We start from the raw sequence: 13,543 nt of genomic DNA, 5'->3' as shown, positions 1-13,543 counted from the left end.
CTATGGATGTAGAGGAATTAGAAAAAGAGTTAAAAGCTGTAGCTAACCCAGATGATGCGGTGGCTATGAAAGCCTATATGAAAAATAAATTTGAGTTTCTAGGAGTCAAGACTCCGGCCAGACGGAAACTCGCAAAGACTTTTTTTAAACAGCAGACTGACTCCATTATTGACTGGGATTTTATAAATGAAGCTTGGAATAATCCCTATCGAGAATTACAGTACACCGTGCTAGATTATCTGGAAAATCGCAAGAAACTATTGACTCCATCTGACTTGCCACGTTTGAAAAAGCTAGCCCAAACAAAATCTTGGTGGGATACCATAGACTTTTTGGACCGCTTGGTTGGATCAATCATTGCCCGATTTCCAGAAACCAAAGAGATTATTTTAGCTTGGAGTCGTGATGAGGATATTTGGCTGCGGCGCTTGGCTATTGATCATCAGCTTCTTCGAAAAGAGGAAACAGACATAGAGTTGCTAGAGAACATTTTAGTCAATAATCTAGGCCAAACAGAATTCTTTATTAACAAGGCCATCGGCTGGGCGCTGAGAGATTATTCCAAAACCAATCCAGACTGGGTCAGAGATTTTATAGAACGGTATCAAGCAGAAATGGTTGCCCTTAGTATTCGAGAGGGAAGTAAGTATTTATGAAACATATTTATTTAAAATATCTGGAAGAGGAGGATTACTTAGTTTGGATGGAAGGATTTTCCGATAGACTTCCTTCTCAATCACCATTTGATGATGGGCTTTTAGATATGACAATTTGTACAGAAAGTTGGTTTGCGGACTTGGTGGCTAAGCACCGCGATTTCCGAGAGAAAGACCAGCAGTATATTTGGGGAATTTATGACGCAAAAAGCGGAAAACATGTTGGTATGGTTAATTTATTTGTGCTAGCTAGAGATGACTTTCAATGGGCGGAAATAGGTTATACGATACATAATCAATTTTGGCGTCAGGGCTACGCCAGAGCTATGCTAGAAGAACTCAAGAAAGTCAGTCGCGAACTAGGATTTCATCGTTTAGAAGCACATGTTGATCTACAGAATATCCCTTCGCAAAAATTACTAGAGCAATCTGATTTCTATCTTGAAGGAGTACGGAAACAATTCCAAAAAGAAGGTCAGGAGTGGAAGGATAGACAAGTTTTTGTTTATATTTTAGATTAAATACCTTGACAAAACGGAAAAAGATAAGGTAAACTATATTTCGTGCGATGAGTCGATATGCAGATTTTCTGCAAATTGAAGCATGGGAGGTCATAAACGCAGGAGCGGACCTTGATCAGTTGTGTGAACCTGCTGATCACACGAAAGTGCCCTTATCCCCAATCTACGGATTGGGGATTTTTCTATGTCTCTTAGAGTGGCAAGACGGTTAGTCGTAGCCGAACTTAGAGACATTGATGCTGATACGATAGGCGTTGAGAAGTGCTATTGCTCTTGATGAAACAACTTCGCAGAAGGCAGTTGAGTCGTAGAGCAATGGATGCAGTTTTGTTCGTGAGAACAAAATCTGTAAACCTTGAAACTTCTCTTAGAGAGGAAAGAAGGTTAGTTGAAGCCGAGCTTAGAGACATTGATACTGAGACGGTCGAAGTCGTGAGTGCTATTGCTCTTGACGAAACGAGCCCACAGGAAGAAGTTGAGCTGTAGAGCAATGAATGCAGTTTTGTTCGTGAGCACAAAATCTGTAAACCTTGAAATCTCTCATAGAGAGGCATGAGAGTTGGTGTGGTTTATCAAAATATCGCACTTATATTCTTCAGAAATATTTGCATTTTTTCCTAAAAATAGTATAATACTAACAATACAAAATTTTTTGAAAATTCAGAGAGGTTATCGCATGGGATATACAGTTGCTGTAGTAGGTGCCACTGGTGCCGTTGGATCTCAAATGATTAAAATGCTGGAAGAATCTAGCCTTCCAATTGATAAAATACGCTATCTGGCGTCTGCTCGTTCAGCTGGTAAAGTTCTCCAATTCAAGGGACAAGATATTACTATCGAAGAGACGACTGAGACGGCTTTTGAAGGTGTAGATATTGCTCTCTTCTCAGCTGGCGGTTCTACTTCAGCAAAATTCGCTCCTTACGCAGTCAAAGCTGGAGCAGTAGTGGTCGATAACACCTCTTATTTCCGTCAAAATCCTGATGTTCCTTTGGTTGTTCCAGAAGTCAACGCCCATGCCTTAGATCAGCACAAGGGAATTATCGCTTGCCCTAACTGCTCGACAATTCAGATGATGGTGGCTTTAGAGCCTGTTCGTCAGCAATGGGGGCTGGAGCGCATCATTGTGTCTACCTATCAAGCTGTTTCTGGTGCAGGTATGGGAGCCATTCTTGAAACCCAAGCTCAATTGCGCTCTGTTCTCAATGATGGTGTAAATCCTAAGGACACGGAAGCCAATATCCTCCCATGTGGCGGTGATAAAAAACATTATCCTATTGCTTTTAATGCCTTACCTCAGATTGATGTCTTTACAGATAACGACTATACTTACGAAGAGATGAAGATGACTAAGGAAACGAAAAAAATCATGGAAGATGATTCTATTGCTGTTTCTGCGACATGTGTCCGTCTTCCTATTTTGTCTGCTCACTCAGAGTCTGTCTACATCGAGACTAAGGAAGTTGCACCTATTGATCAGGTAAAAGCAGCAATTTCAGCCTTTCCTGGTGCTGTTCTGGAGGATGATGTAGCTCATCAGGTTTATCCGCAAGCAATCAATGCAGTTGGTAAGAAAGAAACCTTTGTTGGTCGGATTCGCAAGGATCTTGATGCGGAAAAAGGAATCCACATGTGGGTCGTTTCAGACAATCTTCTTAAAGGAGCGGCTTGGAATTCTGTTCAAATCGCAGAGACACTGCATGAGCGTGGTTTAGTTCGTCCGACAGCAGAAGTGGTTTTTGAATTAAAATAAAGTGACCAAGGAAACTTGACAGCACAGGGTTGAATAATCGTTCTTTCAACCCTCTTTTCGTACAAAGAGAGGTAAGTTTATGGCGTATGCGGATTTGAAAAACTGTAAAATCATCACAGCTTTTATTACTCCTTTTCATGAAGATGGCTCCATCAATTTTGAAGCTATTCCAGACTTGATTGAGCACCTTTTGGCCCACCATACAGATGGGATTTTGCTGGCTGGAACGACTGCTGAAAGTCCAACCCTGACTCACGATGAAGAGTTGGAGCTATTTGCGGCAGTTCAAAAGGTTGTCAAGGGGCGTGTTCCTTTGATTGCGGGTGTCGGTACCAACGAAACGCGCGATTCTATCGAATTCGTCAAAGAAGTAAATGAATTTGGTGGCTTTGCAGCTGGTCTGGCAATTGTTCCCTATTACAATAAACCTTCTCAGGAAGGGATGTATCAGCACTTTAAAGCCATTGCGGATGCTTCAAACCTGCCTATCATTATCTACAATATACCTGGCCGGGTTGTTGTTGAGATGACACCTGAGACTATGCTGAGGTTGGCTGAACATCCAAATATTATCGGTGTTAAAGAATGTACCAGTCTGGCGAATATGGCCTATCTGATTGAGCATCGTCCAGAGGAGTTTCTGATTTATACTGGTGAGGATGGCGATGCCTTTCATGCTATGAATTTGGGGGCTGATGGAGTTATTTCTGTTGCTTCTCACACAAACGGTGATGAAATGTTTGAAATGCTGGATGCTATTGAGCACAATGACATCAAAAAAGCAGCAGCTATCCAACGGAAATTCATCCCTAAAGTCAATGCTCTTTTCTCTTACCCAAGCCCTGCCCCGGTCAAGGCAGTCCTTAATTACTTGGGCTTTGCGGCAGGCCCAACTCGCTTACCACTTGTGCCTGCGCCCGAAGAAGATGCCAAACGTATTATCAAGGTTGTGGTCGATGGCGACTACCAAGCAACCAAAGAGACGGTTAAAGGTGTCCTGAGACCGGATTATTGATTGATAGAAGCAGTTTTAGGATTGACATAATAAAAATAATAAAGAAAGAATTGAAAATTGTGACAGAAAAACATAGTGAACGAATTGAGGACTATAAGGCTAAGCATAGACTGGAAAAACTTGATGGCAAAAAAGTTTATGATAAGCCAGTTATCCGAACTGGTGATAAGGCTGGTTGCTATGGTTCAGGATTGATTTTACTTGGATCTGTTTTAGGAATTATTTATTTACTTCTTATACTGATAACGGATTGGGATTTGAAACTTTTCTCTTTCATCTGGGAAACACTTGCTGCGTTAGGGATAGTTTTCAGTCTTTTTGGAGCTTTTAAAATTGGTCAGTTGGAGCTACACAGTTTGTCAATGGTGGCAGACAAAGAGAAAAATTTTGAAATTGATAAAGCTTTCAATCTTTATAACATCATTCACAAACCAACAAAGAAAATTCTACTTCAATATGATAGCGAGGATGATAGTTTAATTTCTCTGAATGCTGGAGGAGAGTTATTAGTTGAGCTCTTAAAGAGAGTTGAAGAAGAAAAATTGTCCTTTAAGGCTATTAACAAAACATTGAGTTTAGAAGAAGTGTCTGAAAATCACTGGAAAATGCACTATCGTTACAAAAGACAAGACATAACATTAGAGAAATCCGATACATAATGTTTTGCTTGCTAAGTTAGTCGTATTGACTTAAACTGAAAAGTGAATTCGGAATCTGATAGTTGTATGAAGAACATTGGAAAAGAATTGTCCAGAGCGGTCCTTTTTTATATGGTCTTTTAAGGATAAAAAAATGGAAGCATCCTTTGAAAAATATTGGAAAAAATTATATAATGTTAAGGTATGGTCTGACTTTGAGATTTCTTTTTGAGCGGACTATAGACAACTGGATTGGCAGCAGTCATGTTAGAGACATACATTAGATTAGAAATATATAATATAAAAGGAGTTTTTTATGCAAGTTATTAAACGGAGCGGTGAGGTTGTAGAATTTGACCCAGATAAAATTTATCAAGCAGTTTTAAAGGCGGCACAGACTGTCTATGTATTGACAGATGATTTGCGTCAGAATTTAGCGCAGGTTACAAAGAAAGTGGTTCTGGATTTGGAAGAAGCAAAGGTTGAGCGTGCGACGATTAGCATGATTCAGTCTATGGTTGAAAGTCGCCTCTTGGGTGCAGGTTATATTACTATTGCTGAGCATTATATTTCCTATCGCTTACAGCGCGATTTAGAGCGCAATGGCTATGGAGATCATATCGCTGTGCATCTGCATTTTGAACAGGTAAGATAAAGTTAGAAAGCCCGCTAGGGCTTTTTTTGCTCTTGAGGTAGAGGGTATCACTTTAGAATTCATCCGCTTAAATCCTAGAAATATGTTAAAATAGTTAAAGATATAAAATTTTATCAATGATATTCGTTGAAAGGATAAATTATGGCAACGATTCAATGGTTTCCGGGTCATATGTCTAAGGCACGGAGACAGGTACAGGAAAATATTAAGTTTGTTGATTTTGTGACAATATTGGTTGATGCGCGACTGCCTTTATCTAGTCAGAATCCTATGCTAACTAAGATTGTGGGCGATAAACCTAAGCTTCTGATTTTAAACAAGGCTGATTTGGCAGACCCTGTTCGAATTAAAGAATGGCAGAGCTATTTTGAAAGCCAGGGGATTTCGACTTTATCTATTAATTCTAAAGAGCAATCTGCTGTAAAAAAAGTGACAGATGCAGCTAAGAAACTTATGGCTGATAAATTGGCGCGACAGAAAGAAAGAGGAATTCGCATCGAAACTCTGCGTACCATGATAATCGGTATTCCCAATGCTGGCAAATCAACCCTCATGAATCGATTAGCTGGTAAGAAAATTGCCGTTGTAGGGAATAAGCCAGGTGTGACCAAGGGGCAGCAATGGCTCAAGTCAAATAAAGACTTGGAAATCTTGGATACACCAGGGATTCTCTGGCCTAAGTTTGAAGATGAGACGGTTGCTCTCAAGCTTGCCCTGACTGGTGCTATCAAGGATAATCTGCTGCCTATGGATGAGGTGACGATTTTTGGCCTCAATTATTTCAAGGAGCATTATCCTGAAGAGCTGACAGCACGCTTCAAACAGCTGGATCTAAGCCAAGAAGCGCCAGACATGATTATGGATATGACCCAAAAACTTGGCTTCCGCGATGACTATGATCGTTTTTATAGCCTTTTTGTCAAAGATGTCCGCGATGGCAAGCTAGGCCGTTATTGCTTGGATACGGTTGGAGAACTAGATGGCAACGATTAAAGAAATCCAGCAACGTTTAGAGTTAGTGACTGATTTGGCTGATCCTTTTCTGGCAGAAGCGGCGAATGATTTGCGCAGCGGAGTTCAAAAGGCGATTGAAAAGCGTAAAAGAGTCATTCAGGCGGAGTTAGATGAGGATTTGCGTCTAGAGCAGATGTTACGGTATGAAAAAGAACTTTATCAAGCCGGCTATCAGACGATTGCTGGGATTGATGAAGTCGGTCGCGGTCCTTTAGCTGGTCCTGTTGTTGCAGCAGCAGTTATCTTACCTCCAGGATGTAAGATTAAGGGCCTCAACGACAGTAAGAAGATTCCTAAGAAAAAGCACCAAGATATCTATCAAGCAGTCATGGATAAAGCCTTGGCAGTCGGTATTGGCCTGATGGACAGCGAGATTATTGATCAAGTCAATATCTACGAAGCGACTAAGCTGGCTATGAAAGAGGCTTTGTCTAAGCTTCGTCTCAAGTCAGATTATCTGCTGATTGATGCCATGAAACTGGATGTTGATATTCCGCAAGAGTCCATCATCAAAGGTGATGCTAATTCTCTGTCTATCGCAGCGGCCAGTATTGTTGCTAAGGTCACTCGGGATAAGCTGATGACAGACTATGACAAGGAATTTCCTGGCTATGATTTTGCGCAAAATGCGGGTTATGGCACTAAGAGCCATTTACAGGGCTTGGATCAAAACGGCGTAACCCCTATTCATCGCAAGACATTTGAACCCGTAAAATCCATGTATGAATAGGCACGAAGAGGTGAGGCATGCTTATCAGTAAAATCTTAAACAATAATGTGGTGATTTCTGAAGAAAACCAAGAAGAAGTTATTCTCATGGGACGAGGACTGGCCTTTGGTCGAAAAGTTAGCCAGGAGATTCCAGATGAGCTGATTGAGAAAAAGTATGTCTTGTCAGAAAATAGACGACAGCTTCTGATGGAGTTGCCAGCAGAGGTCATGGAAATGTCAGATAAGATTATTTCTTTCGCAAGGGAGAAACTGCAGAAGAAACTCAAAGACACTGCTTTTCTGGCGATGGCAGATCATATCCACGGAGTCTTGCTGCGCTTGGAAGATGATATTTATCTCAAGAATTTCCTCATGTGGGATATTAAACGCTTTTTTCCTATCGAGTTTGAGGTTGGTCAGTATGCAAAACAGCTTTTGAGTGCTTATGTCAGCAAGAAACTTCCAGATGATGAAGCAGCATTTATGGCGCTGACCTTGGTCAATGCAGAGTTGGAAAATGGCGATGGAACTGCGCGTGATTTGACTATGATGATGGAGGAAATCATGACCATTGTCAAGTACAGTTTGGAAATTTCTTTAGACGAGGAAGACATCTACCTTGAGCGCTTCATGACCCATCTAAAATTTTTCTGTGAGCGAGTTCTGACTGATAGAGGCCACCGTGATTTAGAGGACAATGAGATGTTTGACTTACTTAAATGTAAGTATCCCTTGGCTTATGAGACAACTAGGAAGATTGCTGAATTTTTAAAGCAAACCAGAAATTACCAAACATCAGAGGATGAACAACTGTACCTGACTATCCATTTGTCACGCATGAAAAGGAGGATGATATGCAAAGCGAATACGAAAAAATGATTGCTGGAGAGATTTACCGACCACAAGACAGTGAATTAAGAGAATTGGCAGCAAGGTCAAAGGAATTTCAATATCGTTTTAACCAAGAACAAGACAGTGTCAAGCGCACGGCTATTATCAAAGAATGGTTTGGCAGCACAGGGGAGAATCTTGCTATGAAGCCTGACTTGGTCTGTGATTATGGAATCAATATTCATCTAGGGGAGAATTTTTATTCTAACTGGAATCTGACTATGTTGGACGTTTGCCCGATTCGCATCGGAGATAATGCTTTGCTTGGTCCAAATTGCCAGCTTCTGACACCTCTTCATCCGCTTGATCCAGTGGAAAGAAATTCCGGTATTGAGTACGGAGCACCAATCACTATTGGTGATAATTTCTGGGCTGGCGGCGGTGTGACGATTCTGCCAGGCGTGACACTAGGAGATAATGTGGTAGTCGGAGCAGGAGCGGTTGTGACCAAGTCTTTTGGTGACAATGTAGTCTTGGCTGGCAATCCTGCTAAGATTATTAAGGAAATCCCTGTTCATAAAGAATAAAAGATGTGTTAAAGGTGATAGGCATAGAAACCAGCTATTGACAACATCAAATTTAATAGAATCGTAAAGAAGGAACTGTATTGCAGTTCTTTTTTTGAACTTTTTTACGAATAAGAAAGTGAGGTGAAAAAATGAATAATTTTGAGATTTATAAAATGAAAAAAGCTGGTTTGACTAATCATCAGGTTTTAAATGTTTTGAGATACGCCGAGAGTAAAGATGGCAAGCTTTCTCTGCGAGATAAGGCTGTCGTATCTGAGTGCCGCAATCCTGCACTCTTTATAGAGAAATACAAGAGGCTTGATTTACCAGCTTTGAAGGAAGAATTTGAACTTTTTCCGTCCTTTTCTATCTTGGATGATATTTATCCTTGGGATTTATGTGAAATTTACGATGCCCCGACTTTGTTATTTTATCAGGGAAATCTAAATCTACTAGAATTGCCCAAAGCTGCGGTCGTTGGCAGTAGAGACAGCAGCAAGCAAGGAAATGCCTCAGTACAAAAGATTATCAAAGAGCTAAATAATGAATTGGTTATCGTCAGCGGGCTGGCTCGAGGGATTGATACAGCAGCTCACATGGCTGCTCTACAAAACGGAGGTCAGACCATTGCTGTCATTGGGACGGGATTAGATGTCTTCTATCCCAAGGCTAACAAAAAATTACAAGCTTACATTGGCAAAAATCATTTATTGCTGACAGAGTATGGTCCAGGTGAACAGCCTTTGAAATTTCATTTTCCAGAGCGAAATCGTATCATCGCTGGTCTCTGTCGAGGCGTCATCGTGGCAGAAGCTAAGATGCGTTCAGGCAGTCTGATTACCTGTGAGCGAGCCATGGAAGAAGGGCGAGATGTCTTTGCTATTCCGGGGTCAATTTTAGATGGAAAATCTGACGGTTGCCATCATTTGATCCAAGAGGGTGCAAAGTGCATTACATCAGGCTCTGACGTTCTTTCTGAGTTTGATTTTTAAAACAAGTTTTCCTATAAGAAAAGTTAGCAGTTGACATCTATCAAAAAATAGTTTAAACTCTATGAGATTTATTTCTTATAGAAGGTGTCTAAATTGGTAACAAAAACAAAGAAAAAGTCTACGACCAAGAAAAATCTTGTCATCGTAGAGTCGCCTGCCAAGGCAAAAACAATAGAAAAATATCTGGGAAGAAATTATAAGGTTCTGGCCAGTGTGGGGCATATTCGTGACTTGAAAAAGTCCACTATGTCCATCGATTTTGATAACAACTATGAGCCGCAATACATCAATATTCGAGGTAAAGGTCCGTTAATTAATGACTTGAAAAAAGAAGCGAAGAAAGCTAAGCAAGTCTTTCTAGCAAGTGACCCGGACCGCGAAGGAGAAGCTATTTCTTGGCATCTAGCCCACATTCTGAATCTGGATGAGAAAGAGAAAAACCGTGTCGTCTTTAATGAAATCACCAAAGATGCGGTCAAGAATGCTTTTAAAGAGCCGCGCCAGATTGATATGGATCTGGTCGATGCCCAGCAGGCTCGTCGAGTTTTGGACCGCTTGGTTGGTTATTCCATTTCTCCTATTCTCTGGAAGAAAGTCAAGAAAGGTCTGTCAGCTGGTCGAGTGCAGTCTGTTGCCCTCAAGCTGATTATCGATCGGGAAAATGAAATTAATGCCTTCAAACCAGAAGAATACTGGACAATTGACGGAACCTTCAAGAAAGGAACCCGTCAGTTTCAGGCCAGCTTCTATGGTATGAATGGCAAAAAGATGAAGCTGTCTAACAACGACGAGGTCAAAGAAGTTCTGTCTCACCTCAAGGGTGATGACTTTACAGTCGACAGTGTCGAAAAGAAAGAGCGTCGACGCAATGCTCCGCTGCCCTACACGACTTCCTCAATGCAGCAGGATGCCGCTAATAAGATTAATTTCCGGACTCGTAAGACCATGATGGTGGCTCAGCAGCTCTATGAGGGGATTAATATCGGTTCTGGCGTACAAGGTCTGATTACGTATATGCGTACCGACTCGACTCGTATCAGTCCTGTAGCGCAAAATGAAGCAGCAAGCTTTATCACGGATAAATTTGGCGCTAAATATTCCAAACATGGCAGCAAGGCTAAGAACGCTTCTGGCGCTCAAGATGCCCACGAGGCCATTCGTCCTTCCAGCGTTTTCAATACACCAGAAAGCATCGCAAAGTATCTGGACAAGGATCAACTTAAGCTCTATACGCTGATTTGGAACCGCTTTGTAGCCAGCCAAATGACAGCAGCAGTCTTTGATACTATGAATGTCAAGCTGGGGCAAAATGGTGTCCAATTTGCCGCCAATGGCAGTCAGGTCAAGTTTGATGGCTATCTGGCTATTTATAACGACTCTGACAAGAATAAAATGCTGCCAGATATGGAAAAGGGGGATACAGTCAAACGTGTCAATACCAATCCAGAACAGCACTTTACCCAGCCACCTGCTCGTTATTCTGAAGCGACTCTCATCAAAACTTTAGAAGAAAATGGTGTTGGTCGGCCATCTACCTATGCACCGACTATTGAGACCATTCAGAAACGATATTACGTTAAGCTGGTTTCCAAGCGCTTTGAGCCGACGGAACTAGGTGAGATTGTTAATGCACTGATTGTCGAATTCTTCCCAGGTATCGTAAATGTGAAATTTACAGCAGAGATGGAAGCAAAACTGGATGATGTTGAAGTTGGAAAAGAGCAGTGGCAGAAAGTCATTGACGAGTTTTATCGACCTTTTGAAAAGGAAGTAGCTAAAGCCGAGACCGAAATGGAGAAAATCCAAATCAAGGATGAACCGGCTGGCTTTGACTGTGAGGTCTGTGGCAGTCCCATGGTCATCAAGTTGGGTAGATTTGGCAAGTTCTACGCCTGCAGTAATTTCCCAGACTGCCGTCACACTCAAGCTATCGTCAAGGAAATCGGCGTGACCTGTCCACAGTGCCAGAAAGGTCAAGTTATCGAGCGTAAGACTAAGCGAAATCGTATTTTTTATGGCTGTGATCGTTATCCAGACTGTGATTTCACATCTTGGGACAAGCCAGTTGGTCGGAACTGTCCAAAATGTGACCATTATCTGATTGAAAAGAAAGTTCGTGGTGGTGGCAAGCAAGTGGTCTGCAGCAATGGCGATTATGAAGAAGAAAAAGTGAAATAGTTTTTACATAATTTATATTATGCAAATATTTTTTTCTGAAGAAGAGGTGCAGTTTTATGACAGATAAATTTGGAGAATTTCTAAAAATCGCGTCTCAACTGAATAAGATAGGAATTGTTCCACTGCTGATGGGCTCCTTGGGGTTGGAACAGGTTACTGGTCAGGACTGGCAGGCGCGAGATATTGATATTCACGTTCATGGTGATGAGCGTGGCTGGGAAGCTCCAGACGAAGAACGTATTTATGATATGGACAAGATTGAGCCTATGATGGAGCGCTTGGGCTATCGTTTAGTCGATCTGCACGAGCATGAATTTCAAAAAGAAGATTTGTCTATTGAATTCGGAGCCATGGAAACCTTGGAGGCTTTTTCGGGTGTACCGCTAGAGAAGTTGACTCGAAAAGAAGTTGAAGGTGTTGAATTTCTACTGCCAACTGCAGAGCAATTTTTAGCTATCTACCGCGCCTCTTCCCAAGATTCTTACCGAAATGATAATAACAATCATAAGGATTTTGCTAAGATTGCTTATTTGGAAAAAATGACAAAATGACGGACAGACGGGAATTCTCCTGTCTGTCTTTTTTACTATCTTTTTGTTATAATGGTCAGAGTGAAAATCTAGAAATATCCAAGGGAGAGTATCATGTCATCATCCTATATCAATGTTATCGGTGCTGGTTTGGCTGGCAGTGAAGCAGCTTACCAGATTGCCAAGCGTGGCATCCCAGTCAAACTCTATGAAATGCGGGGCGTCAAATCAACTCCGCAACACAAAACTGTGGACTTTGCAGAACTGGTTTGCTCTAACTCTTTGCGAGGAGATGCGCTGACCAATGCAGTCGGTCTGCTCAAGGAAGAAATGCGACGGTTGGACTCGGTTATTTTAAAGTCAGCAGAAGCGACTCGAGTGCCCGCTGGTGGTGCTCTAGCTGTTGATAGAGAAGGCTTTTCGCAGCTGGTGACGGAGCTAGTGACTAACCATCCATTGATTGAGGTCATTCGCGAAGAAATCACAGAAATTCCAGAGGATGCCATCACAGTCATTGCTACGGGACCCTTGACCAGTGATGCTTTAGCAGAAAAAATCCACGCGCTCAATGGAGGTGACGGTTTTTATTTCTACGACGCAGCAGCGCCGATTGTTGATGTCAATACTATTGATATGACCAAGGTCTATCTCAAATCCCGCTATGATAAGGGAGAAGCAGCCTATCTCAATGCACCCATGACCAAGCAAGAATTTATGGATTTCCATGATGCTTTGGTCAATGCTGAGGAAGCACCGCTCAATTCCTTTGAAAAAGAAAAATACTTTGAAGGCTGTATGCCTATTGAAGTTATGGCTAAGCGAGGCATTAAAACCATGCTTTATGGTCCGATGAAGCCGGTTGGTTTAGAATATCCAGACGACTACCAAGGACCTCGAGATGGTGAATATAAGACACCATACGCTGTGGTGCAGCTTCGTCAGGATAATGCAGCTGGTAGTCTTTACAATATCGTTGGATTTCAAACTCATCTCAAGTGGGGTGAGCAAAAGCGAGTCTTTCAAATGATTCCTGGCCTTGAAAATGCAGAATTTGTCCGCTATGGTGTCATGCACCGTAACTCTTATATGGACTCTCCAAATCTGCTGGAACAGACTTTCCGCTCTAAGAAACAGCCAAATCTTTTCTTTGCAGGTCAAATGACTGGTGTTGAAGGGTATGTAGAGTCAGCAGCTTCTGGCCTAGTTGCTGGTATCAATGCCGCTCGACTCTTCAAGGGAGAAGAAGCACTTGTTTTTCCAGAAACAACAGCAATTGGCAGCCTGCCACATTATGTTACCCATGCTGACAGCAAGCATTTCCAACCTATGAATGTCAATTTTGGCATTATCAAAGAGCTAGACGGCCCTCGGATTCGTGATAAGAAAGAGCGCTATGAGAAAATTGCTGAGCGCGCCTTGCAGGATTTACAGCCTTATTTGGATAAATAATCTATTTTCTATCATTATCTAATAAAAATCA

Annotated in this window: 15 protein-coding genes; all 15 read left to right on the top strand. The window is 41.7% G+C overall.

The genetic code is table 11. The features are described from left to right. Positions 1 to 2: 2 nt before the first annotated feature. The 15 genes from K4I03_RS01455 (at position 3) to trmFO (ending at position 13,512) form a co-directional block, all read left to right on the top strand. Positions 3 to 656, top strand: coding sequence for a DNA alkylation repair protein (locus K4I03_RS01455; RefSeq protein WP_227963468.1), 654 nt, complete (start codon positions 3 to 5; stop codon positions 654 to 656). Then, positions 653 to 1,177, top strand: a complete 525-nt coding sequence (locus K4I03_RS01450) for a GNAT family N-acetyltransferase (protein WP_002918994.1) — start codon at positions 653 to 655, stop codon at positions 1,175 to 1,177. The genes K4I03_RS01455 and K4I03_RS01450 overlap by 4 nt, the downstream gene beginning before the upstream one ends. Before the next feature lie 333 nt (positions 1,178 to 1,510). Continuing rightward, complete coding sequence (locus K4I03_RS01445) at positions 1,511 to 1,663, top strand: hypothetical protein (RefSeq protein WP_173309673.1); 153 nt, start codon at positions 1,511 to 1,513, stop codon at positions 1,661 to 1,663. A 190-nt stretch (positions 1,664 to 1,853) separates the two neighbouring features. Beyond that, a complete protein-coding gene (locus tag K4I03_RS01440) occupies positions 1,854 to 2,930 on the top strand; it encodes an aspartate-semialdehyde dehydrogenase (protein WP_032910421.1) in 1,077 nt (358 codons plus the stop codon). 79 nt (positions 2,931 to 3,009) lie between these two features. Continuing rightward, entirely contained in the window at positions 3,010 to 3,945 is a 936-nt protein-coding gene (gene dapA, locus K4I03_RS01435) for a 4-hydroxy-tetrahydrodipicolinate synthase (protein WP_002900331.1), read from the top strand. 59 nt (positions 3,946 to 4,004) lie between these two features. Beyond that, positions 4,005 to 4,604 (top strand): hypothetical protein, encoded by a 600-nt coding sequence (locus tag K4I03_RS01430; RefSeq protein WP_032912179.1) that lies wholly within the window; start codon positions 4,005 to 4,007, stop codon positions 4,602 to 4,604. Positions 4,605 to 4,899: 295 nt separating this feature from the next. Beyond that, positions 4,900 to 5,238: an ATP cone domain-containing protein gene (locus K4I03_RS01425; RefSeq protein ID WP_002895476.1), complete on the top strand. Its 339-nt coding sequence runs from the start codon at positions 4,900 to 4,902 to the stop codon at positions 5,236 to 5,238. 141 nt (positions 5,239 to 5,379) lie between these two features. After that, positions 5,380 to 6,231, top strand: coding sequence for a ribosome biogenesis GTPase YlqF (gene ylqF / locus K4I03_RS01420; protein ID WP_004186857.1), 852 nt, complete (start codon positions 5,380 to 5,382; stop codon positions 6,229 to 6,231). Further along, positions 6,218 to 6,982 carry a ribonuclease HII gene (locus K4I03_RS01415; protein WP_227963467.1) on the top strand — a complete coding sequence of 255 codons (765 nt, stop codon included), beginning with the start codon at positions 6,218 to 6,220 and terminating at the stop codon, positions 6,980 to 6,982. Before ylqF ends, K4I03_RS01415 begins: the two co-directional genes overlap by 14 nt. A 17-nt stretch (positions 6,983 to 6,999) precedes the next feature. Then, on the top strand, positions 7,000 to 7,842 hold the full coding sequence (locus K4I03_RS01410; protein ID WP_227963466.1) for a PRD domain-containing protein: 843 nt from the start codon (positions 7,000 to 7,002) through the stop codon (positions 7,840 to 7,842). Next, positions 7,818 to 8,381 (top strand): sugar O-acetyltransferase, encoded by a 564-nt coding sequence (locus K4I03_RS01405; RefSeq protein WP_002902928.1) that lies wholly within the window; start codon positions 7,818 to 7,820, stop codon positions 8,379 to 8,381. Before K4I03_RS01410 ends, K4I03_RS01405 begins: the two co-directional genes overlap by 25 nt. 131 nt (positions 8,382 to 8,512) lie before the next feature. Next, entirely contained in the window at positions 8,513 to 9,355 is an 843-nt protein-coding gene (gene dprA / locus K4I03_RS01400; RefSeq protein ID WP_004186865.1) for a DNA-processing protein DprA, read from the top strand. An 84-nt stretch (positions 9,356 to 9,439) separates the two neighbouring features. Next, a complete protein-coding gene (topA, locus tag K4I03_RS01395) occupies positions 9,440 to 11,533 on the top strand; it encodes a type I DNA topoisomerase (RefSeq protein ID WP_227963465.1) in 2,094 nt (697 codons plus the stop codon). Between the two features lie 56 nt (positions 11,534 to 11,589). After that, positions 11,590 to 12,084, top strand: coding sequence for a phosphoribosylanthranilate isomerase (locus K4I03_RS01390; RefSeq protein ID WP_227963464.1), 495 nt, complete (start codon positions 11,590 to 11,592; stop codon positions 12,082 to 12,084). Positions 12,085 to 12,177: 93 nt separating this feature from the next. Then, complete coding sequence (gene trmFO / locus K4I03_RS01385) at positions 12,178 to 13,512, top strand: methylenetetrahydrofolate--tRNA-(uracil(54)-C(5))-methyltransferase (FADH(2)-oxidizing) TrmFO (RefSeq protein WP_227963463.1); 1,335 nt, start codon at positions 12,178 to 12,180, stop codon at positions 13,510 to 13,512. Positions 13,513 to 13,543 lie beyond the last annotated feature (31 nt).

Origin of the sequence: Streptococcus sanguinis, assembly GCF_020729725.1 — a bacterium.
Taxonomy (GTDB): Bacteria; Bacillota; Bacilli; order Lactobacillales; family Streptococcaceae; genus Streptococcus; species Streptococcus sanguinis_V.
The sequence above is the reverse complement of the archived record's forward strand: the minus strand, read 5'-3'. Positions and strand labels throughout refer to the sequence as shown.

Coding starts and splice junctions, on each gene's coding strand:
- K4I03_RS01455 (WP_227963468.1), top strand. CDS start 3: ATGGATGTAGAGGAATTAGAAAAAGAGTTAAAAGCTGTAGCTAACCCA.
- K4I03_RS01450 (WP_002918994.1), top strand. CDS start 653: ATGAAACATATTTATTTAAAATATCTGGAAGAGGAGGATTACTTAGTT.
- K4I03_RS01440 (WP_032910421.1), top strand. CDS start 1,854: ATGGGATATACAGTTGCTGTAGTAGGTGCCACTGGTGCCGTTGGATCT.
- dapA (WP_002900331.1), top strand. CDS start 3,010: ATGGCGTATGCGGATTTGAAAAACTGTAAAATCATCACAGCTTTTATT.
- K4I03_RS01425 (WP_002895476.1), top strand. CDS start 4,900: ATGCAAGTTATTAAACGGAGCGGTGAGGTTGTAGAATTTGACCCAGAT.
- ylqF (WP_004186857.1), top strand. CDS start 5,380: ATGGCAACGATTCAATGGTTTCCGGGTCATATGTCTAAGGCACGGAGA.
- K4I03_RS01415 (WP_227963467.1), top strand. CDS start 6,218: ATGGCAACGATTAAAGAAATCCAGCAACGTTTAGAGTTAGTGACTGAT.
- K4I03_RS01410 (WP_227963466.1), top strand. CDS start 7,000: ATGCTTATCAGTAAAATCTTAAACAATAATGTGGTGATTTCTGAAGAA.
- K4I03_RS01405 (WP_002902928.1), top strand. CDS start 7,818: ATGCAAAGCGAATACGAAAAAATGATTGCTGGAGAGATTTACCGACCA.
- dprA (WP_004186865.1), top strand. CDS start 8,513: ATGAATAATTTTGAGATTTATAAAATGAAAAAAGCTGGTTTGACTAAT.
- K4I03_RS01390 (WP_227963464.1), top strand. CDS start 11,590: ATGACAGATAAATTTGGAGAATTTCTAAAAATCGCGTCTCAACTGAAT.
- trmFO (WP_227963463.1), top strand. CDS start 12,178: ATGTCATCATCCTATATCAATGTTATCGGTGCTGGTTTGGCTGGCAGT.